The organism is Streptomyces sp. NPDC058653, from assembly GCF_042716895.1.
Taxonomy (GTDB): Bacteria; Actinomycetota; Actinomycetes; order Streptomycetales; family Streptomycetaceae; genus Streptomyces.
In genome coordinates, this window is record NZ_JBHXRM010000011.1 from 57,827 (window position 1) to 77,913 (window position 20,087).

Sequence of the window (20,087 nt, forward strand, 5' to 3'; positions counted from 1 at the left end):
CGGGCCGCAGCATCCGCGCCCGGCCCCAGGCCCGACCACCGAACAGGAGTCGCTTCGTGGACACCCTCACCGATCTCTTCGACTTCCCACCGATCACCCGCCTGCACCACGACCGCACCCGTCGTATCCACGCTGTCATCCGCCCTGGCACACAGCCGACTCGGTCCGACATGAGCCCGGCTGCCGACTACTGCCTGGCGCACCACGCCCTCGAAGGAGCCGAAGCCGCCGCGCGTGTCGGCAACAGCGCCACCTTCGGCTGGTACGCCGACCACCCCGACGCGGGCGCCGCCACCAGCGCCACCCCCACCGCCCTCGGAGCACGCGTCGTCGTCAGCCCGGACCTCACCGAACTGCCCAGATCCACGATCTCCGAGACCCCTTACTATGTGCTGGGCCCCGACACCGAACCTGCTCCGCCGCATTTGTGCAACCTCGCGGCCGTCGCGTACACCGCGGCCGCGGACTCGGGCTTCAGCGAGCTGCTCGCCGCGCACGCCGTCGTGCTGTGCCTGCTGCGGGCCAAGAACCTCGGCGGCACCCTCGACAGCTGGACCATTACGCGCCTGCCCGGCACCGTGTTCATGGACCACGTCGGTGAGCCCGTCATCCTGGCCCGCGACCTCATCCACGAGGCCGGGCACAACTGGCTGAACGACGCCCTCACCGCCACCGGCTGCAAGATCGACGACCAAGCGCACTTCCGCTCACCGTGGAAAAAGACGATGCGGCCCGCCTTCGGCTTCCTCCACGCCTGCTGGGCCTTCCCCCTCACCATGCTCTACACCGCCCACGCGCTGAAAGGCGCCACCGGGGACCTCCACCGCTTCCTGGCCGCCTACCTCGACCAGCAGCGAAGCCTCCTCGCCGAAACCGCCACCGACCACACCCACGCGCTGAACCTGGTCAGCGACGACGGCCTCCGCCATCGCCTGGCCGCCGTCCACCAGCAGGCGCTCGCCCTGTGAACGCCAACGCCCATGACGCCCCGGGCCTGATCCTCTTGGTCCGCAAGCCCGGCAAAGACCCCGCCCTGCTGCACACCGGCTTGGCCAGCCTCGAACACAGACTGGCCATCGGACCGCACACCACCTTCAACACCGGATCCGTCGCCAAACAGATCACCGCACGCCTGGTCATGCTCGCCGCCCGGGACGGTCTCTTCGCCCTCAGCCAGAAGGCCGCAGAGCTGCTTCCCAGGCTGGAGATCAGCGACGTCACCGTCGCGGAACTGGTCACCCACCAATCAGGCATCCGCGACGCCGAGTCCCTGCTCTCACTCACCGGCTTCCGCGACCTCGACCACTACACTGCCGACGACCTGCGAACCCTCGCCTACCGGCAACACCAGCGCGCCGTTCCCGAGGGCCACTTCCTCTACAGCAATACCAACTACCTCCTCCTCACCGAGATCCTCGAAACCGTCCACCGCACCACGCTGGCCGACCTGGCCAGGCGCCACTTGTTCGGCGCGCTCGGCATGAACGACACCTACTTCAAGGCCGACCCCCGCCACGTCATCCCCGGAGCCGCGGCCGCCTACCAGGCCGCCCCGCACGGTTGGCAGCACACCGAAGCGCCGGTCACCTTGCCCGGGCCCGGAAGCCTGTGGACCACCGTCGGCGACCTCGACCGCTGGCTCGCGCACCTCCACCAGGAATGGCAGCAGGAACACCGGCTCCCTGGGCAGGACGCCCTCGGCTACCAGCTCAGCAACCACCAGCCCTACCTGTACGGCCCCGGCCTGTACGGCGACACCCGCCCCGGACGAACCGCCGTCTTCCACTACGGCCACGAACAAGGCTTCTCCGCCGCGACCCACCTGGACGCGACAGGACTGCGACTGATCTGTCTGTCCAACAACGCCGACATCGCAGCCGACCAAGTCACCGCCGTACTCCTGCGGGAACTGCGGGAACACCCGGACCTGGACCCTAGGGACCTCCTCCCCCGCGTGGCGGCCGTACAACGAGAGCCCAAGGCTGTCGTCCGCAGGCAGGACGCAATGGGTGTCGAGAGCCCCCACATCGAACTCGGCACCTACACCTGCGATCAGGCCCCCGGAAGCCTGCGACTCACCCGCAGCGCCGGCACCCTCCACCTGTGGCGCCGAGGGACCAGGGACCAACTCACCCAAGCAGGACTGACGACGTACACCGGCGACGGCTACACCCTCACCCTGAACGGCATTGCGGACCAGGCGGATCGATTCACCCTCGGTCTCGACCGAGCCCCCGGTCTCACGTACACCCGCCGCTAACCATCGACCACGCGGCCGCTCCCCGCGGCGCACAGGCCCCGCCCAGGGCCAGAGCACCATGCATCTGACCACCCTCGACCGGTGGGGAATCGGACGGAGAGATTTTCGGTGCTTGACCGAATGGTGATTCCTGGGATCGCTGAATTCGCGCGAGGAGGTCTACCCGCGCCCGCCCAGACCGATGACCAGAACCCATGGGTGGACGGGATCGGCTGGCTCTACTGAGGCTGGCGCTGGACACGCGTCCTATGGATCGGGCCAGCAAGCGTCGCGGGCCTCCAGGCCCCGATGTTCGCATGCAGCTCCTGCAACAGCAAACTACACAAGCGCGTATGTCAGTCCGTCCTCCTCGGCGACGAACCGGACAGCCCCGAGTCCCAAGCGAAGCCAGTCGCAAACGACCAGCACAGCCGACGACGCGGAGGCCGCCACCGAGGCCGCAGCAGGTTCCTACGCTCACAAACAGGCTGACGAAAACCCCACCACGAATTCACCGCCGCCAAACGCAGTGCAAGCGTCGTCCAGAACTCCGGGGCCACGGACTTCTCCACGTTCATCGCCGCCTGCAGGGCGCGCCCAGCGTCATGCTCGGCGGGGCAGGGACGCCTCGGCGTTACGTCGGCTGGACGGCACATCCCGGGCCCGGGCCAGCACTCCCATGACCACAGCGATGTCAGTGCTTCCCGCTACCGTCGGGGGATGCGAGGTTCATACGAAATCCCTTTGACGCGCGACACCTTGCGGGACTGCGAGGGGTGTGGCACCTCCGTCAAGCACCGGGGAGAGGGCCGACGTTCGGGGCATTGTCTCAGATGTAGTCAGATGGCCCGACAAGGCCGCCGATACAACCCGACAGCAGGCGACGTGAGGGCCATTCTGGAGTTTCAGGGCGGTGTTTGCGCCTTGTGCGGCAAGAAACCGGAGAGGGAGGACGCAAGCTCCTCGTACTGGCACATTGATCACGATCACCAGTGCTGTGCTCCGTCAGACGCCGCATGGTCCATCTGTGGAGGATGCGTCCGAGGCTTGCTGTGCATCGGGTGCAACGCTCGGGGTGTCGCCTGGTACGAACGTCTTCCCCTTGATCGTAGGAACTGGGGCCGCATGAACGACTACCTGACCAACCCGCCAGGCCGTCGCCTTCGGCTTGCTGGAGGGCTCCAGTTCCTACTAGGGGACATCGTGCGTGACCATATGGCCTAACTCAGGTAAGCGAGGGGTCGCTGCGGACTAGCACTTGGGCTCCCGGAAAGCGCTAAACCAACTCGTGCGGACGTCAGTAGTGTTGGCTACCATGGACGTGGTTGACGAGACCCTTGAAAGGCATGGTGCATCGGTGATGGTGGCCAACCGCTACAGCGCTCCAATCGAAGAGCAATAGGCGCGCCTGGCCGGCGCTCTCCTGTTGCGACGCCCACTGGGCGGCGACGCTGTGACGTGAATCCAGCGCAGGCTGCATCCTGCCCATTCAGGTGACGGCGCTCCGACGGAGTACGGGAGGGCCCTACTTGTCTGCCACCACTTCTACCTGTGACCACCGCGTCTATCACGTTGTCGTCGTCGCTTTGGTATCTATCATCACTGGGTTGGTTGCGGGGATCGGCTCCGTTGCTCTTGGCCAGAGCCCCCTCATCGCCGTAGCTTCCGGCGGTACTGTCCTCGCCTTCACCTATAGCGCTGGCATGACCGCAGCGTCGCACGTAAGTAAGCGTCAGCAGTAGCCGCTGTTGTGGGGCGGCCGTCATGGCCGCCCCTAGGCCGTGGGCGCTCAAGACAGCCCGAGATCCTGCCTGTAGTTCGCGATGGCGAGGACAGCCGCAGACTGCTCCTCGGGCTCAGACTGTAGTTCGATGCGCACACAACGTCGGTCATCCTCGGTGACGAGGAGTCGCTGAGAGGCGGAGTAGATGGTCTGAAGCATCTGTCCCGACCGTTTCCCCAACTTCTTGTGAGTGGGAGACGTCTTCAGAGAGGGTGGGAGGTCAGGGCCAGTCGCCCACCTGGTAGAAGTCAGCCTGCTCGGAATCCTTCAGGGAGTCCCACAGGCGCTTCTCGATCGGATGCCAATGCTACAAACGACTCGTCCGCCTCACCACATAGGACATCGTCTACAACGGCTAACACAACGGGCCGAGTTGTCGGTGGGTGATGAGGCAGCAGGCGAGTTTGAGGAGCGCTTCGCGGATGTCAGCTCGTCGTTCCCATCGGATGCGCACACGTCGGAAGCGGTGCAGCCACGCAAAGCTTCTGTCCACGACCCAGCGGTAGGTGCCCAGTCCGGTGCCATGCGGGGTGCCGCGGCATGCGATGGCGGGGACGATGCCGCAGGCGCGGACCTGATCGCAGTAGATGTCGTGGTCGTAGCCGCGGTCGGCGAACAGAGAGTCCGGCCTTCGGCGGGGGCGGCCGACCCGGCCGCGGACGGGTGGAACCGCGTCAAGCAGCGGAAGCAGCTGGGTGACGTCGTTGCGGTTGCCGCCGGTCAGCAGGACCGCGAACGGGGCGCCGTGGCCGTCGGTGATTGAAGAGCTTGACGCCAAGGTTGGTGGAGTCTCATGCGCTGGCGAGCGCGACCAGCAACCGAAGAAATGATGGGGCAGGTCTCTGACCTGCTGCCGCGTAGTCGATCAACGCTGTAACCTGCGGCTTACCCAGTCGATGGTTGTCGTTGAGCACCCTTCGACGGCCCAGAGATGGCGCGGCCGAAGGGGCTGAACAGCTGCGATGCGTCACGAGCTTCGTCGAGAAGGCTGCCGCTGCTTAGCATTATCCTCATGGGCCACGAAGCACGTGAGACGAAAGCAGGAGCGTCGGTTGAGGCCAGCGTCAAGGCGTCAACCGGTGTGATCGTCGCGACAGTCGGGATGTTCAACCCCATAGCTGGCTTAGCGCTTGGCGCCCTCAAGGAGTATGTCGATGCCCCGGTCCTGCAGCTCATTGAGAGGGAACGCGTGCGTCGCGAGGAACGAGCGGCACGAGCGCTCCAAGCAGGCTCAGAGGAGGCACAGAGGTCTCTAGACCGGCTTGTTCAGACGATCGAGACGAGCCCAGATCTGCTGGCTTTGATGTCGGAGATTGTTCAGGCCGCTATGGAGACACCGCTAGCAAAGAAGATCGTTGCTCTCGGCAGGTGCTTGGGACGAGGGGTGCGCGACGTGGCCACAGTCGACGCAGAGCGCCTCCGCGTGCGGGGCCTCGCAGCTATTGAGGCCCCCGAAGTCAAGCTCCTTGAAGTCCTCGCTAAGGAGACACACCCGACGCCGGAAGGTTGGTACCAAGAGCGGTTCCCCGGATGGAGGCAGCCGGAGATCCTCACAGAACTTCCTGGGTTCGCCAAGGTGCTGGACGCCTCGATCGCTCGCCTCGCCGCAGAGGGAATCATCAGGGACGACGGTCTTGGCAGAGTGGCTATGAGTGATGACGATCCACGCGAGATGTGGGTCCTGACGGACTTCGGAAACGATTGCCTTTCCTTGCTCCGGGCGGTCTCTGTGAGCGAGTAGTGCAAACCGGAGCGGCTGGCGGTCAATGTGCGCGGGCGAGCCGAGTGCGGCGGTCATCGACTCGCAGTCGGTGAAGGCGGACGTCACCGTCGCCCTCACTTCGCGGGGATTCGACGCAGGGAAGAAGGTCAACGGACGCAAGCGGCACCTGCTCACCGATAGGCTCGGTCTGCTGCTGGCCGTGCTGGTCACCCCGGCGTCGACCACCGACCGGGACGCCGGCCGCATCCTGCTGTCGACGACGGCGGACCGCTTCGGGCGGCTGGCACGGGCCTGGGCCGACGGCGGCTACACCGGCCGCCTCGTCGACTGGAGCGCAACGCAGCTCGGAGTCGTCCTCGACGTCGTCCGCCGCAGCGACGACACTCAAGGGTTCCAGGTCCTGCTCCGCCGCTGGATAGTGGAACGATCTTTCGCCTGGTGCCTGCGCAGCCGGCGCCAGGTCAGGGACTACGAGCGGCGCACCGACACCAGCGAAGCCGTCGTCCTGTGGTCGATGACAATGCTCATGAGCCGCCGCCTGGCCGCCCGGCACCGGCAGCGTCCTGCTCCGAGGCTGGAAGAGGCGGCGTGAACCTGCCCGGCTTCGCCTCGGCCAGCCGGCCCCGTTCCACCAGCCGCTTCAGCCGTGCCCTCGCGCCTTCGACGCGAGAGGCGGACGCACTGTCCCAGCCCAGCACCACCGCCGCCCGCCGGGCACCCAGCCCGCAGTCTCCCGCATCGACCGCGGCGGCCATCAACGTCTGATTGTCCGGCGACAGCTCCTTCACCTCACTCGCGTGCTGCCGGTGAGGCATCGCCCGGCGCGGTCCGACCGGCTTTCTCCGCGACACCTCACCGGACACATCGGAGGGTGCATCCCCCTCGGCCAGCGCCTCCAAGCACTGCTCCAGGCCGATCACCCGGCGCCGGTGCACCTCCTCGGCGTCCGCCAGAGCCGCCCGCATACGTTTCAGCTCGACTTCCAATTGCTTCACCTGCGCGGCTGCGGCCTTCTGCCGCGTTTCCAGAACCGCCCACATCGACGGCATCTTCACCGCCACGACCTCTCGCCCGGCAACAAGCCCAGGCTCCCGCGGCAGCTACTTCACACCTGCCCAGCGAAGACCTCACCCGAAATTCGGAAAGAGAACGGCCTCTAACTTCTGGGATTTGGGAGGCGTCCAGATCCCTGGTCGGTTGATGTTCACGAGTTTCGACGTTACCGGGGTGCATGCCACGGGAGCATTGGAGTGCTCCCCTCGGCGGACAAGCCCTCGCGAGGGAGCGTCGGTGTCCGCGTTCAGGACAGCAGCACGGCGCCAGCGGCGGTCATACGCTTTGGCGGGTCCGCCGCTGAGCTTCGTGAGGAGCGCTATCAGCCAGCCGGCCAGCATCATCCAGCCGTGCAGTTGAGTGCCGCTGCCGAGCAGCACGATCAGCAGGAAGAGCCCGGAGCCGATGTCGCGAATGGCCTTGACGGACAACCAGACACGAAAGTTGCCGTCACCGGCGTGCGCGCTGTCCCGTCAGATGTTCTTGAACGTCCCGCTTATGCCAAGTTCTTCTAGGCGCTGCTGGATCTGCTCGGCCTCATCGGCCTGTATGACCAACTGGAGCGTGCCCTGCAGATAACTGATCTGCCTTTCGTCTAGGGCCATGTAGAACGTCCTGAAGAGTGCGGCGAAACCGTCGGCGCTATCGCCGTTGGCCAGGAGGTTCTTGGTGAACGAGAAGGCGACCTGCCGGTCCCTGACCTGCTCGCTTTTCGGGGATTCATCCGGACTGGACCCATCGGTCTTCTGCTCCCGGGGCCCGCTCGGTGTGTCGATCCCTGGGCTGCCTGGCTTGCGCGTCGAGCCGCCATAGACTGTGTCGTCGACACTCAAGGAGCATCGACCTTCGTGAACCGGCTGGTCGCAGTCGGCGCACGTCTTGGGTTGTGGCTTGGCGAGGCGCAGGCCCGTGCTCGCGAGGTTGACCTGTCCGGGTGCTGTGACCTCCACCTCGGTGCCCGCTCCGTCGACGATGCTCAGCAGGCTCTGGCTGACAGCATCGTAAATCGCCTGCTGAAGGTCGCGTCACCGCCGTACAGCAGCGGCAATCGTGGGGCGCTGTAGAAGGCGGCTCGGATGTCGGAGAGGGTCTTGCCGTAGTCGTGGTCGCGCAGGTTGTGCAGGAGAGCCTTGGCACTGAACTGGCCAGTGTCGAAAACCGCGCTGCTGGCCCACTGGACGGGGAGCTGCTGCGCACCTTTCCCAAGCCCCATGGCGACGGTGAGTGCCTCGAGGGTTGGCTTCTCCATGCCGTTGCGCAGGCTGTACTGCGCCGGGTCGAGGACGATGAGCCGGGTGGTGTAGGCGGTGTCCAAGCCAGCCGTGGCGAGGACGTCAGCGGGATTACATTGGGGGTCCGCCGGGACGAACTGCAGATCGCGGAACGGGCCGCTGCTGGCCAGCCTCTTCGCGATGTCGGCGATGACCTGGTCGCGTTCGGTCTCGGTGACGGTGCGCCGGATATTCTTCACCAGCATGCGGTGGGTGAGCCGGGTGGAGAGGAAGTAACGGGCCGGCTTGTTGTTGCCCTGACCGGGAGTGATGTCGAGCGCGCTCATGCCTTGGTTCGGGTTGACCAGCTCATCGACGACAGCGTCGGCGTCGGTGACGGTGTACGTGGCCTCTGGCACGCTGGTGGCCGCCTTGACCTCAGGAGCACTGGCTCCGCGGCCCCGCCCCGGGCGCAGGGTGCCGACAACACTCGCCAGGAAGATGAAGGTGGCCGCCCGTTCAGCCGCGCGTGGATTTTTCGTGCCCCAAGTGCTGGACTGCCGTTCGAGATCCTGGCGGCGCGCTGCGCCTGACGAGCCGTCGTGGTTGATGACCTCGATCTCGGCCAGGCTCCGATAGTTCGCGATGGTGCGGTCGTCCTCCACCAGGCCGCTGCCCAAGAGCGCCTCTCGGACGGTGCTGTCCGACAGAGGCAGGTCCCCGGGTCCTATGAGCCTTGGCACCCACTCGCCTGTCCTGCCGCGCTGCTGCAGGGCATAGACCGTGGCGGCGAAGATGCGGATCGTGGAACGGACCCGTTGGAACCCGGTGACCTTGCTCCACTCCTCCTGCGCCAGGCTCATCAGCATGGGGTGGAACGGGTAACAAGCTGCCATCCCAGCACGCCAGTTGCGACGCCACACGGCACCCATCGGGTCCCAGACCTGCTTGCCCCAAGTCTTGTTCGTCAGTACGTTCTCGTAGAGCGCAGCAGTCGCAGCGAGAACTTCACCAGCGGGCTCGGCGTCAAACAGTCGCCGGCGGAGGATGTCGGCGAAGTCACCCACGCCGGTCACCGTGGTCGGAAGACCGTTGCGGTCGAGCTGGCTGTTCAGATCGTCGCGGCGGGCCTGGGCGGCGGGCGAAAGCGCGGTCTTGTCGATGTCGGAGGCGATCATCACCATCAGCATCGCAACGTGGGGGACATCGTTGACAACATCGAGTAGCGCCCGTAAGAACGCCATGTCCTGGGCCGCCAAGTCGGTCTGGTTCGCGCCGTCGAGTCCGTTGCCGATGTAGTCGAGCACCTCGTCGACGATGATCAGCACGGGTCGGTGCACCGCGCTGATGGCCTCAGCGACCTTGTGCTTGTCGCTCCAGATCCGCCGGTATCGCTCGAAGAGGGTGTAGTCCTTGGAGAACAGGCGCCACAGGAAGCGTTCGTAGAGGTTGACCGCAGGCCCATCGAGGTCCTGTACCCCAGCCCCTGGGGTCATGTTGTCGCAGGGCAGCACGACCACATGCGGGCGCCCGAGGTCGCCGCGTATCGGGCCGCCCATCTTGGCCCTTGCGCGCTCGCTCACCTTCTGACCGAGCTCGGTTCCCAGCAGTGCCCCTGGATTGGCAGCCAGATGGTAGGCGCCGATGCACGCGTGCGACTTGCCTCCACCCATGCCCTGGTCGAGCCGGGTGACTGCTCGAGCTTTCAAGTAGTCGTCGCCACCACCGATACGGACTGCGATTTCGGTGAGCAGATCGATGAGCCGCTCGGTCGGGTGCGTGATGTCACCGTAGTACTCGGCGTCGGCATAGGGCGGCCGGTCGGCTCCCGTGGCGTGAACGGCTCGGAACAGCGACATCTGCACGTCGTCGATCTGCCCGGAGGCACTGAGGATCTCCTGGCGGAGCTTGAGTGCCCTCCACCACGGCGTCACGCTGGTTGTCACAGCTGATCTCCTGGGTGGGCGGAAAAGAGGATCACGGCGGCGGTACTGGTCGTCATCACACGAGCCGCAACTGGGCGTCATCGATCAGTTGGTGCTGAGTCTTTTCGTGGTTGCTCGTTGCTATGGCCTCGGCGGCACCGACGACGCTGGCCCGGTTGCGCAACACCCGGGTGAACCGGATGGAGTCTGGATCGTTGACGGGAAGTCGATCTGCGAGGAACTGGACGGCGGCCCACAAGAAGGTGTCGTCAGCCGCGTACTCTGTGGCCGCCAGCACCTGGCCCATGGCCTGCAGGCCCTCCTCTGAAGCAGCTGCGAGCGCGAGGGCGATGTCGATGACGGCCGAATCTTCGTTGATCTTGCCGTTGTATTCCCGGGAGGCGACGAACCGGACACCTTTGTCGGCATCGGGAACCAGGTCGCGTATCGCTACCAGTTCGAGCGACGAAGCCAAAGCCTGCCAGCGCAGTTCGGACTTCGCCCGAACCTGTCGGTTGTAGAGAGTGATCCACCACAACGCGAACCGTGTCCGAGCATCAAAGGTCTCCAGCGGCTGGTGGTCAATCTCGACGGCCATGGCCTCCTGGACTGCAGCTCGCGCCAGTGGAAGAAACGTATAGATGTCGACGGGTTCGCCCTTGGCGTTGAGGATCTCGCAGTAGCGGCCGACGACCTCCATGGCTGGTCCGGCAGCGGCCATCAACATGTCCGCCGGGGCCAAGCCCCACCGCTCCCAGTCCGGGTAACGCTGCTTGATCTCGGTCTTGATCTCGGCCTCGACTGCGCCCTTGCGCCCTGCGGGGCGGCCGGTCGGGGCCGGGCGGCAGGCCATCGTTAGAGTTGTCTCGATATTGGCCTTTCCCTGCTGCCCACCGGACTCGGTATTGGCCGGCCATGAACCGGTCATCACCAGGTCGGCTCGATCGATCGAGTGCAGCAGACGCTGCCACACCTCGGGTTCCCCGTGGCCGAAGACGATCGTGACGACACCGTCATCCCGGACGACCTGCCGCATCTGAGTGAAGGCTTCGGTGATTAGGGTGTCGTAGTGCTCGCGGGTGCGGTGTTCGTCAGGGGCTTCGCCCCGAACCCGCTTGACGATGATCTCCTGGCTCTTGTCCTGGCAGCCGTACGGGTCGGTTGTGATGGCGAGTTCCGGCCAGGTGTTGTGCAGGCACCGCTTAGTCCACGTGTAAAAAAGGTCGGAAGCGTCTGCGTACGCGATCATCTGGTCGTATGGCGGGTCAGTGACGACCGCGGTGAAGGTGCGGGGTGGGAAGGCAAGAGCAGTGGCGGTTCCTCGCTGCACAGAGGCCGACGTGCCGCACAGGCCGGAGAACAGATTGCGACAGGCGGCCAGCACGTTGTCCGAGATCGACTTCCACGTTCCGGGGCCATCGCCGATACCAGCCTCGAAGAAATCGTGGGAGAAAGTGATCGACCCTTCGTTGACGAAAAGATCCCCGACCTGTGCACCCCCCTTGCTCTGAAACCGCGCACCACGGGTGGAACGCCGCAGCTTCTTCACGACGACCGCGGTCGCATACCCAGTCAGGGCCCGCACGTAATCCGGCGAGAGCCCGGTTGCGGTCAACTCCTCACCGAACTCATTGATGATGCGTGCGAGTCGCACATAGGAGAGAGTCTGACGGTCGACCATAAGGTCGCCGTAAGTCTTCGCTCCGTAGATACTCGGGCCGATGATGTTGTTGTTGCCTGGCGCGATGCCCTCGTCTGGAACGGCCGACAGGAACGGGCTGAACGCTGCCTCCGCAGCCAGTGCTCGCCCGGCCGCTGCGACAGCCTCGTGCTCTGCGCCCGTGGGGCGGCGAAAGGTCTTCTGGCTCTTGACGTCGATGTCCGCAGCGAGGACCAGGGCGTCCCGGCTCTGCCCCTCTTGCAGCCGTCGGCGGTGCACTGCAAGCGGGTGAACGTGGTTGCAGAACACGCAGATTGCACTCTTCCCCGCAACCTTCTTGCCGTTCACTACAGCGTTGGTCAGCGTTGGCGTGCGAGTGGGCTTTCCGGCGGTTACAACCGCTTCCCAAGTGCTTGAGGCTCTGTCCGCCTCGATGTAGAACGATATGGCCTCTCTGTCGCCACGGGCTGGGACCAGCTCGTAGGAACCGATGAGCGGGAACCGATGGTGGCATTCCTGACAGGGGATGGTTACGGACCACAGGTAGCCCCACGGCAGGGTTCCGTTGTGTCGGGGGTAGACATCGCTCATCGAGGCCGCGTGGCGGGTTTGGATCTCCGCGAACAGTGATTCGAGGTCGCCGAGTAATCTATCCGTGCGGGACATCAGCAGGTGGTCCCGCGCTTTCCCGAACGGAAGCTCGGGTTCCCCGCTCCAGTCCTCGAACGGCGCGGAGGTGAGCAGGTGGCTAGCGAGTGCTGCGACTGGGCTGTAGTCGACGGCGGATGCTTGGACGCCCAGGCGCGCCGACTCCAGGGGAATCATGCCCCGCCCTGAGAAGGGGTCCAGCGTTGCCGCGCCTTCAGGATTCGCCTTGGCGATCTCGGTCAGAAGATCACCCCATGCGGCATAGCGCCCCTTCATGGCCTCTCGGACCAGGTTCTGCAGCCGGGTCCGTTCTTCGGCATCGTCTGGCCACGGCAGCAGTGAACAGATGGTGGCGGCCTTGGCCTGGGCGGTGGGTCGCTTTGCGAACCACATGAACAGCGAGATCTCGCTGTTGCCCGAGCCCCAGCCCTTGTCGCTGTTGGCCGATACCTCGGCGCTGGGGAACCAGCGTTCAATCATTCGGGTCATGCGTTGCTCCCGGGCGCGTTCTTGAGGCTGCTGCCGGGGACACGGAACACCGCGTTCCCGGTCATGACGTTCGCGAAGAGGGTGGCGGGGTCCTGGTAGGCACCGAAGAATCGGCCCTTGCCATCGGCGCACTGGTCGATGACGTAGAGCCAGTACTCCTTGCGGTGCTGGGTCGCGATGAGGACTTCGTTGCCGGTCATCCGAATGCCGTCACTTGCCGCGCTACCGAGCACGCCCTTGACCTCGACATGGCGGACCTGACTGTGGCGGCGGGCCTCTAGGTCGTAACCGCGGCCCTCGGTGTGGACATCGGCCACGGTCCAGCCGTCGTCCTCAAGTAGCTGCTGCACGCGCCGCATGGAGACCAGCTCGGCGTCGATCTCAGCCTGGACGCTGATGTCGGCGGTGGCAAGGACGCGGATTCGACCCACCTGCTTCGGTTCGGTCAACTGCACATCCGCGAGACGCTCCAGCTCTTCGAGTCGCAGAGCGGTCTGGTCCTGAAGCCGGTGCCGCAGCCCAAGGCGGGCAGCGCGGTCATAGATACGGTCGGTCAGGCTCAGCGGCAAATTGGTCAGGTCACGGCGGGCCTGGGCGAACCAGTCGGCGCGCACCTTCCGATGCTCCGCAACGGTCGCGGCGGCCACTTCGCGGGCCGCTGTGAGCGCGTGGCCCTCCCGGGCCGGATGCGGTGAGCCGCCGCTCTGGTTGGTGGGCACGAGGTTGGCCAGGGACTCCCATCGCACCGGGCGGGCATTGCCGCTGTCGTCCACCTTGATCAAGGTTGCCCATACGCTGGCGCGCTTGCCGTTGCTCTCGGTCATAGTCGCCTCGTACGCGTACAAGTCGTACGCGGTGAGGCTGGTGGGGTCGGATGCGGCGCCGGACTGGTACAGGTCCTCGGCCAGGGTGTGCTCGGCTGTGTTGATCAGGTCGCTGAAGCCGGGCTCACCGGGGCCGAGGGTGACAGTGTCGCCGATGTCGATGCTCTCCGAGGCTTCGCGCACCACGTCCCCGCTGGTGGCGACGTGAACCTCGTTCCGTCCACCCAGAGTGGCCGGAAAGATGGCCTTGCCGCTTAAGGAGAGCCGCCGAAACCCGGGCCCGGCCGCGGTCGGAGCGGACTTCAGCACGCCGGCCGCCGCGAGCCGATCGAGGTATGCCTCGACGATGGCCGGGTTGATGCGTGCGAACAAATCACGCTGAAGCAGCGTCAGAGCGGCCACCGCGTCCACCTGGCTCGCCAGGCGGCGCTCGTTGTCCCGTACCTTCCGTGCTGCTCGGCTGAGTTCCTGCGCTTGGACCGCCTGGGCGGCGTCGATGGCCTGCTGCTTCTTCAGCTCGTCGTTGCCGTAGAGGTCCGACAGCCACTTGTCGTAGTCGACGCCGGTGATTTCGGCAACCGCTGAGAGGCTGTCGAACATCTGACCGTGCAGCTCGTTCGCGGCCGTAACGAAGTTGTCCAGGAGGCGGAGCAGGGTCTCACCTTCCCGGGTGTCGGTAGCGACCAGGTTGTAGAGGTAGACGTCGCGCTGCTGACCGACGCGATGAATGCGTCCCATCCGCTGTTCGAGGCGGACCAAAGACCACGGGATGTCGTAGTTCACGAGCACATGCGCAGCCTGCAGGTCGATACCCTCGTTGCCAGCGTCAGTGGTGACGATGATCTGGAACTCGCCGCGCATGAATGCCTTGCGTGCCTAGTGACGTTCGGTCCTGCTCTGGCGGCCGGAGTAGAGCTGGGCAGTGTATCCCTGGGCCTGGAGCCGTCGTGCGATCCACTCGGCCGAGTCTGCGTACTCGGTGAAGACAACGGCCTGTTCACCGTTTCCAGGGTGGATTCCGTGGGCGGCCAAGCAGTCGTCGGTGAGCCGCTTCCACTTCGACGGCTGCCAGCGGGAGTCACTGACCGTTGCTTCGATCTGCTGCACAAGGCTGTTGATCGCCGCCCGCTCAGCCCTGGTCGAGGCTGAGACCGTGTGGATCACCTTCGCCTCATCGACCTCGGCCTCGTCACCGTGATCCTCGCGGTCGGCGATGAGCGCCGCCTCCGCCTCGCTCATCGCCCCCATGTGCTCGTGCCGCCGACGCAGTGTCTCGGCCAGCGCGTAGAGACTGGAGGCTGCTCGCTTGCCGTAGACCATGCGGGCAAGTGGCTGCGCCACCGGGAGGAAGAACCGGTCGACCATATCTAGGGCGGCTCTGTAGAAGCCGTACTCGGTCTGCGACAGCGGGACGCTGTGGTTGTGCGCGGTGCGCCCCTTGAACAACCGGGTCGTGCCGTCGTAGTCGGCCAAGCCCTCCTTCATCCGCCGCAGGAAGTGGATGGGGCCGGGACGCAGCGCACTGAGCTCGATGTTTGGGTCGTTGCCCGGATCTGGGTAGATCTCGGGGTCGACCAGATGCAGCAGGTGCCGGAAGAGCCACTCTTTGCCGCGGTGCGGCGTTGCCGTCATCAGCAGCGCCCGCGGGGTGTTCTTGGCCAGCAGCCGTCCGACCTGGTGGAAGCCGGCGGCAGTCGGAGTCAATCGATGCGCCTCGTCGAAGACGATCAGATCCCAGCCAGCCTTGTCCGGCCGGATGGCGTCCTGCACTGCGGGGTTCACCGCTGCCAATTCCAGCGACACCACCCACAGGTCGTTGGAGTTCAGAGCGTCCTCACGCACTGTGGCCGAGGTCAGCTGACGCAGCCCGCCCCCCAGTAATCGTTGGAAGTCGTCCACCCACTTGGTGGCGAGGTTCGCAGGGCACACGATGATCGCCCGCGTGATCAGGCCGTGCCTCTGCATCTCACGTAGGTATAAGCCAGCCATGATTGTTTTGCCGGTACCCGGCTCGTCACAAAGGAGGAAGCGCAGCAGAGGCTGGGGGAGCATCGCTCCGTAGACGGCAGTCGTCTGGTGCGCGTACGGCTTAAGTGGTGTGGCTGCCATCGCGCTGGACTCGGCATTGGTCGCCGCGGCGTTCATCCACTGGGTCCACATCGCGGCCAGCACACGGGCGGAGTCAGCTTGCCCGTCGCTGACGAGAGGCCGCACGGTCTCGGTATCTCCGGCTGCCAGATTCACTTCATGACGACGGTCTTCGTCGTCGACCAGGATGAGATCCCATGACCCCGATTGGTCTCCGGGCAGGGCGAACCTGACCGTGGCGAACTCTGGTACGCCAGTGGCCTGAACTCTTACTCTCTGGCCGCGCTCAAACGTGCCTTGAGGTTGCATGCTTATGCGTCTACCCCAAGGCTCGGCGGAATCCAGCTGCTGAGACTGGCTACAAGCCAACCCGCTGGACGTGGACAAGCCATGTCCTGGTCCCTCCCCCTCGGCCAGCCGTGGTTCCCCAACCGCAGGCTGCCTAACGGGACGTCAAATTACAGTAACCACCTGCTACTTCCAACACAGGGGACGCGAGGAGGGGCGCGTCGGTGACTGTTTCCGGCCACCCATCACCATGGGCGCACGACCTGTTGGAACGCGATGTCGGTCGGTCAAGGTCAGCTTCACAGCCTGCATCATGGAGGCTTGGCTGCCGGCGGCGCGAACCCAGACAGAAGGCGGACTGTGGGGCGGAAGCCTGCCAACGAGACCACCGCCGCGCCGACCAGTCTGCCCTCATCCTTGGGACGGGCGGCGCTTCCCCCTGCCGCCTTGGTGTCACTCCACGCAGTGGAGGTATCGCTGCACGGTTCGCCGGGAGCAACCAAGCTCTTCGGCGATGTCATTGATCCGCCAGCCGTCCCGGCTCAGACGGATAGCTGTGAGAGCTCGGTCCGGCAGGGGGGTTGTCCCCTTGGGAAGCCGGAGCATTACCGCGACGCAGTCGCGGTCTGCCGGGCTGAGGCCGCCGTACCAACCGTGACGGGCTTCCGGCTCCTCCACCCGCAGCGCGAGGGTGAGGCACTCCAAGCGGCCTTCGCAACCCACGCATACGGCCAGTGACCTCTCAACAGGCCGCTTCCCGTCCGCAGGGTGGTAAAGATTTACGTCCATGCCCCTGCATGCCGCACGGGCTGAGTCTGGGTGCTGAGACGACTGGATCAAATCGCGAAACTCCTGTTCGCGACCAACGAGGAAATGCAAGCTGTCCATCGAGTGCTCCAGCTCGTGGCCAAATCCGGTCCACGGTGAATAACCAGGGTGAGCTGGAAACTGTCCGGCGCACCCACCTGATGTCTTTCCGGGCCACGCCCGGTGTGACGGCAAGCGCCAGCGGATCGCGGGTTCGGCCCCAAGGTGTACCGGCTGTCCAGGCTTGAGCCCGGGAAGCCGACGTTGCCGCCCTCGCCCTAGTCGGGTGGGTGGGCCTCACCGTTTATCCGCGTCGCGTTCCCCCGGCGTGCGGCCGGGTTGCTGTGCCTATCCAGAGGACTCCCCGGGAGTCATGATCGATTCAGGCGACATCGTCTTGAGACGAGGTGTCTTCGTCGTCCGATTCCTCGTCTTCCAAGGCGTCAAGGTCTGTGTCGAGGTCGTTCGGGTCCTCGGCGATGATCCCGTGTCGTTGGACGCTCCGCTGCTGCCAGACAGGCAGTTTGAATAGGACATCCTGCAGGACGTGCCGCCACGCCTCGCAGTCGGCTCGGTCGGCGCCCAACGAATCGATGGCGCGGGTTCCGTCGTCGGCCCTGACTGCCTCCACGACCTTGACCGCTCCCTCGACCGCCTGGATCGACGTGGCCAGGTCGTGCAGAGCGTTCCCGAGGATCTCACCCGCGTTCCGAGGAGCTGGTGTGGGTGATGGGCCTTCGCCGGCAGGTGGAAAGGTGCGGCGGAGGTCCGCGTCGGTGACGAGAATGTCGCGGCCGTCATCATTCTGAATGACCTGTCCAGTCTCGTCGACCTTGCGGGTCCTGCGGCCCGCCGCAGAGTCGAGGAGTGTCTGCTTCAGCTGGTGCACGCCGTGCCGGGTGCTGCGCATACGGTCGATGACCTCGCCTGGATGGCGACGATCGGGTTGATCGTTGTTTCGCGTGCCGCGGTCACCCGTGAGCTGGCCGTTGATCACCAGCGGATAGGCACTACGGGCCGCGAGTTCCCGGGTCGCCACGTCGGGCTCTCCCTTTGTCACCTCCTCAAGTGCGGCTTGAGCGAGCTCCTTCGTTCCGCGGAAGGTTGCCTCCCAGTCCTTGGCCAGCTCACCCGGGAACGCCGACTTCAAGTACTTCCGCATCCGTTCCCGCCTGCGGGAGTCCTCTTCCGAAACCGAGCGCATGACCAGAGAGGAAGCTACGTCGAGCAGCAGCTTGGTGGTGATGTTCTTGCGGGTGCTCTGTCCGGTGATGGCGACCCGCACAGCGGCGTGGATCGACTGATCGCGCTCGGCGAAGAGCCGGACGATCGCCGCCGCCCGGACGGACGGGTCGTCGTTGAATCCGGCTGCCTTCGCCTGGTCGGGGGTGAGGGCACCGCGTAGCCAGTCGGCCTTGGCGGGAGTGATCAGTTTCCGCCGCTCGATCTCGTCCACCACGGCGTCGGCGAGGGCCTCGTTCTCTGCGGCTTCACCCCACGGCTTCGGGGAGTCGACGTGCCGGAGCGCCACCAACGACTTCACGGCGACGCCGAAGTCAGCGGTGGTGCCGTCGTGCGGCTCGAAACCGACGAGCAGCAACGCCGGAAGCCGTTCGCAGCGCACGGTGACCGCTACCTCGGGGTCAACCTGTGCCGGGTCCCCCGCGGTCGTGATCGTCTCGTTGAGCTTACGAATGTGGGAACGCAGCTTCGCCGTGTCCCGGATGTAGGGAACGTCGGCAGACCTGAGGTCGAGCAGGTCGTGGGCGCACGTCACGCGGCTCGACCCCTCGACCGTGACCGGAACCGTTACCCCGGGTGTGCTGTCCTCGTGCTGAAAAGCCGTCCCGGCCAGCCACACCTCTGTCATCACTCCCTGGTGGCGGAGGGACTCGCGCCAGTCGTTGTGGTCGAGCACGTACTCCTTGGACAGTTGCGCCGCCCACGCGAGGTGTTCCTGGTTCGCGAGCCTCTGCACGAGTTCCGGGCGCCTCCCTGACGCCGCGATCGGCTCGGCCAACGGGCGGAAGCGCGTGCTCTCGCCGGTGCCGATCAGGTTCGAGGCCGGGTGCCGACGCGACGGACCGATCCGCGGGTTCCGCGGATCCGGGATGATATGGCGCGCCCATACGTCAGCCCGGATAGCCAGAATCACGCCACCGGGCACCCGCAGCCGCTCTGGGGACTCCACCGCTCGGCGGGTGACGGATGGGTCGACGACAGCCTGTGCGAGGGCCAATGCGGCGGGCTCGCCCATGGTGAAGTGTTCGATGAGTTTGTCGGCGAGCTTCCGTGTTGCGGGCGCCAAGGCGGGCAGGGGCAGCGCTTCGACAGGGCGAGGCAGCACGGTCTCGCCCGCGCCGGATGATGGCTCCATCAGGTATTCTCCGATCTTCGTCCCGGTGTCCATCCAGGCATGCACCCGGACGCCGTGGTCGTCCAAGGAGATCGGTCACGCTGTTTCCCGTTCTCCCCCTCGGCTCGCCCAGGCAAGACCCGATGTGTCCGAGACGGCATCAGCACACTCGACCGCACTTCCGAGACGTACCGGCTTAGGCTGCCGGCGTTGCCGCCCACCGCCCCATGGCGAAGGTGAGGAGCTTGAGTCCGCTGATGTGACTGCCCGAAAAACGCTAGCAGCAGGGGTGACACTCCCTCACAATCTTCTGATTCCGTAGCTGTTAGCTACGCAATTGTGCTATGTAGCTGTACTCATGGAATATGGCGATCCGGTCATCGCGCCTGCTAGCCAGCTATCCCTGGGGCACGCTCTCACGCGGTGCGTTCGTGGAGCCGATTGATCAGGCCACCTACGGATCCAGGCCGCCGGATCGAGGCTGGTGCGAAGAGCCCTGATGACCGCGCGAGCGGCTCTGTCAGTGCCTCCGCGTAGCGTGAGCCCTGTCCGACCCGAGAACAGGAGCAGGGATGTTCGAACGCGACGGGAACTTTCCGTGCGCTGTCGCCAGCAACGACACCGAGGGTGTGGACGCGGCCATCGACTAGTGCTGCGAGCACATGGAGGACGGCGACATGCTCACCGTGTGGACCAGCCTCAAGTCCAACCTGCAGAACTGCTCCGAGTTGGAACAGCTCGTGTCCCGACACTCCAACGTCGAGCACGTCACCGGCAGGGGCAGCGGGTTCATCCGCGGAAACGGTCCGGTGCTCATGGCCTGGCCGAACATGGCGGACATCGGGAAGCTGGTGCAGTACGGCGGCCACCGCATCCGGGCCCTTTGCGTCATCACGTGGAACGACGACGAGATCAGGCCGTGCGTGACAGCCGTGAGGCCATCGATCCTTGGCGACGGCTCGACGTAAGAAGAGCTGACGCCAGAACTCGACC

Annotated in this window: 15 protein-coding genes and 1 pseudogene; 6 read left to right on the plus strand and 10 right to left on the minus strand. The window is 65.4% G+C overall.

Annotated features, from left to right (window positions below; all coding sequences use genetic code 11):
• The first annotated feature begins 56 nt into the window (after positions 1-56).
• From ACFWU9_RS12350 to ACFWU9_RS12360, 3 genes are all read left to right on the plus strand, one after another.
• A complete protein-coding gene (locus tag ACFWU9_RS12350; protein ID WP_384317036.1) occupies positions 57-968 on the plus strand; it encodes an aKG-HExxH-type peptide beta-hydroxylase in 912 nt (303 codons plus the stop codon).
• The gene (locus ACFWU9_RS12355; RefSeq protein ID WP_384317039.1) at positions 965-2,260 is read left to right on the plus strand and encodes a serine hydrolase domain-containing protein; all 1,296 of its coding nucleotides are present in this window, start codon (positions 965-967) and stop codon (positions 2,258-2,260) included. The genes ACFWU9_RS12350 and ACFWU9_RS12355 overlap by 4 nt, the downstream gene beginning before the upstream one ends.
• Positions 2,261-3,082: 822 nt before the next feature.
• A complete protein-coding gene (locus tag ACFWU9_RS12360) occupies positions 3,083-3,463 on the plus strand; it encodes an endonuclease domain-containing protein (protein WP_384317041.1) in 381 nt (126 codons plus the stop codon).
• Between the two features lie 914 nt (positions 3,464-4,377).
• On the opposite strand, the pseudogene ACFWU9_RS12365 reads toward ACFWU9_RS12360, so the two are convergent.
• A pseudogene (locus tag ACFWU9_RS12365) lies at positions 4,378-4,782 on the minus strand (transposase); the annotation flags it as partial.
• A 252-nt stretch (positions 4,783-5,034) separates the two neighbouring features.
• Here ACFWU9_RS12365 and ACFWU9_RS12370 point away from each other — a divergent pair.
• Together ACFWU9_RS12370 and ACFWU9_RS12375 are read left to right on the plus strand one after the other, a co-directional pair.
• Positions 5,035-5,763 (plus strand): hypothetical protein, encoded by a 729-nt coding sequence (locus tag ACFWU9_RS12370; protein ID WP_384317043.1) that lies wholly within the window; start codon positions 5,035-5,037, stop codon positions 5,761-5,763.
• Positions 5,764-5,788: 25 nt separating this feature from the next.
• A complete protein-coding gene (locus ACFWU9_RS12375; protein WP_384317046.1) occupies positions 5,789-6,337 on the plus strand; it encodes a transposase in 549 nt (182 codons plus the stop codon).
• On the opposite strand, the gene ACFWU9_RS12380 is transcribed toward ACFWU9_RS12375, so the two are convergent.
• The 9 genes from ACFWU9_RS12380 to ACFWU9_RS12420 all read right to left on the minus strand — a co-directional run bounded on the left by ACFWU9_RS12380 (position 6,270) and on the right by ACFWU9_RS12420 (position 19,148).
• A complete protein-coding gene (locus tag ACFWU9_RS12380) occupies positions 6,270-6,794 on the minus strand; it encodes a hypothetical protein (protein WP_384317296.1) in 525 nt (174 codons plus the stop codon). The two genes, ACFWU9_RS12375 and ACFWU9_RS12380, sit on opposite strands and share 68 nt — an antisense overlap.
• 78 nt (positions 6,795-6,872) lie before the next feature.
• Complete coding sequence (locus tag ACFWU9_RS12385) at positions 6,873-7,229, minus strand: hypothetical protein (protein ID WP_384317048.1); 357 nt, start codon at positions 7,227-7,229, stop codon at positions 6,873-6,875.
• Between the two features lie 42 nt (positions 7,230-7,271).
• Positions 7,272-7,631 carry a hypothetical protein gene (locus ACFWU9_RS12390; RefSeq protein ID WP_384317051.1) on the minus strand — a complete coding sequence of 120 codons (360 nt, stop codon included), beginning with the start codon at positions 7,629-7,631 and terminating at the stop codon, positions 7,272-7,274.
• Positions 7,632-7,774: 143 nt separating this feature from the next.
• Positions 7,775-9,955 (minus strand): DUF499 domain-containing protein, encoded by a 2,181-nt coding sequence (locus ACFWU9_RS12395; RefSeq protein WP_384317053.1) that lies wholly within the window; start codon positions 9,953-9,955, stop codon positions 7,775-7,777.
• Between the two features lie 55 nt (positions 9,956-10,010).
• Positions 10,011-12,731 carry a DUF1156 domain-containing protein gene (locus ACFWU9_RS12400; RefSeq protein WP_384317056.1) on the minus strand — a complete coding sequence of 907 codons (2,721 nt, stop codon included), beginning with the start codon at positions 12,729-12,731 and terminating at the stop codon, positions 10,011-10,013.
• Positions 12,728-14,416, minus strand: a complete 1,689-nt coding sequence (locus ACFWU9_RS12405; RefSeq protein ID WP_384317058.1) for a protein NO VEIN domain-containing protein — start codon at positions 14,414-14,416, stop codon at positions 12,728-12,730. The genes ACFWU9_RS12400 and ACFWU9_RS12405 overlap by 4 nt, the downstream gene beginning before the upstream one ends.
• A 15-nt stretch (positions 14,417-14,431) precedes the next feature.
• Positions 14,432-15,952 (minus strand): SNF2-related protein, encoded by a 1,521-nt coding sequence (locus ACFWU9_RS12410; protein ID WP_384317061.1) that lies wholly within the window; start codon positions 15,950-15,952, stop codon positions 14,432-14,434.
• 432 nt (positions 15,953-16,384) lie between these two features.
• Complete coding sequence (locus ACFWU9_RS12415) at positions 16,385-16,819, minus strand: WhiB family transcriptional regulator (RefSeq protein WP_384317063.1); 435 nt, start codon at positions 16,817-16,819, stop codon at positions 16,385-16,387.
• A gap of 301 nt (positions 16,820-17,120) precedes the next feature.
• The gene (locus tag ACFWU9_RS12420; protein WP_384317065.1) at positions 17,121-19,148 is read right to left on the minus strand and encodes a hypothetical protein; all 2,028 of its coding nucleotides are present in this window, start codon (positions 19,146-19,148) and stop codon (positions 17,121-17,123) included.
• Between the two features lie 623 nt (positions 19,149-19,771).
• Here ACFWU9_RS12420 and ACFWU9_RS12425 point away from each other — a divergent pair.
• The gene (locus ACFWU9_RS12425) at positions 19,772-20,062 is read left to right on the plus strand and encodes a hypothetical protein (RefSeq protein WP_384317067.1); all 291 of its coding nucleotides are present in this window, start codon (positions 19,772-19,774) and stop codon (positions 20,060-20,062) included.
• The last annotated feature ends 25 nt before the right edge of the window (positions 20,063-20,087 follow it).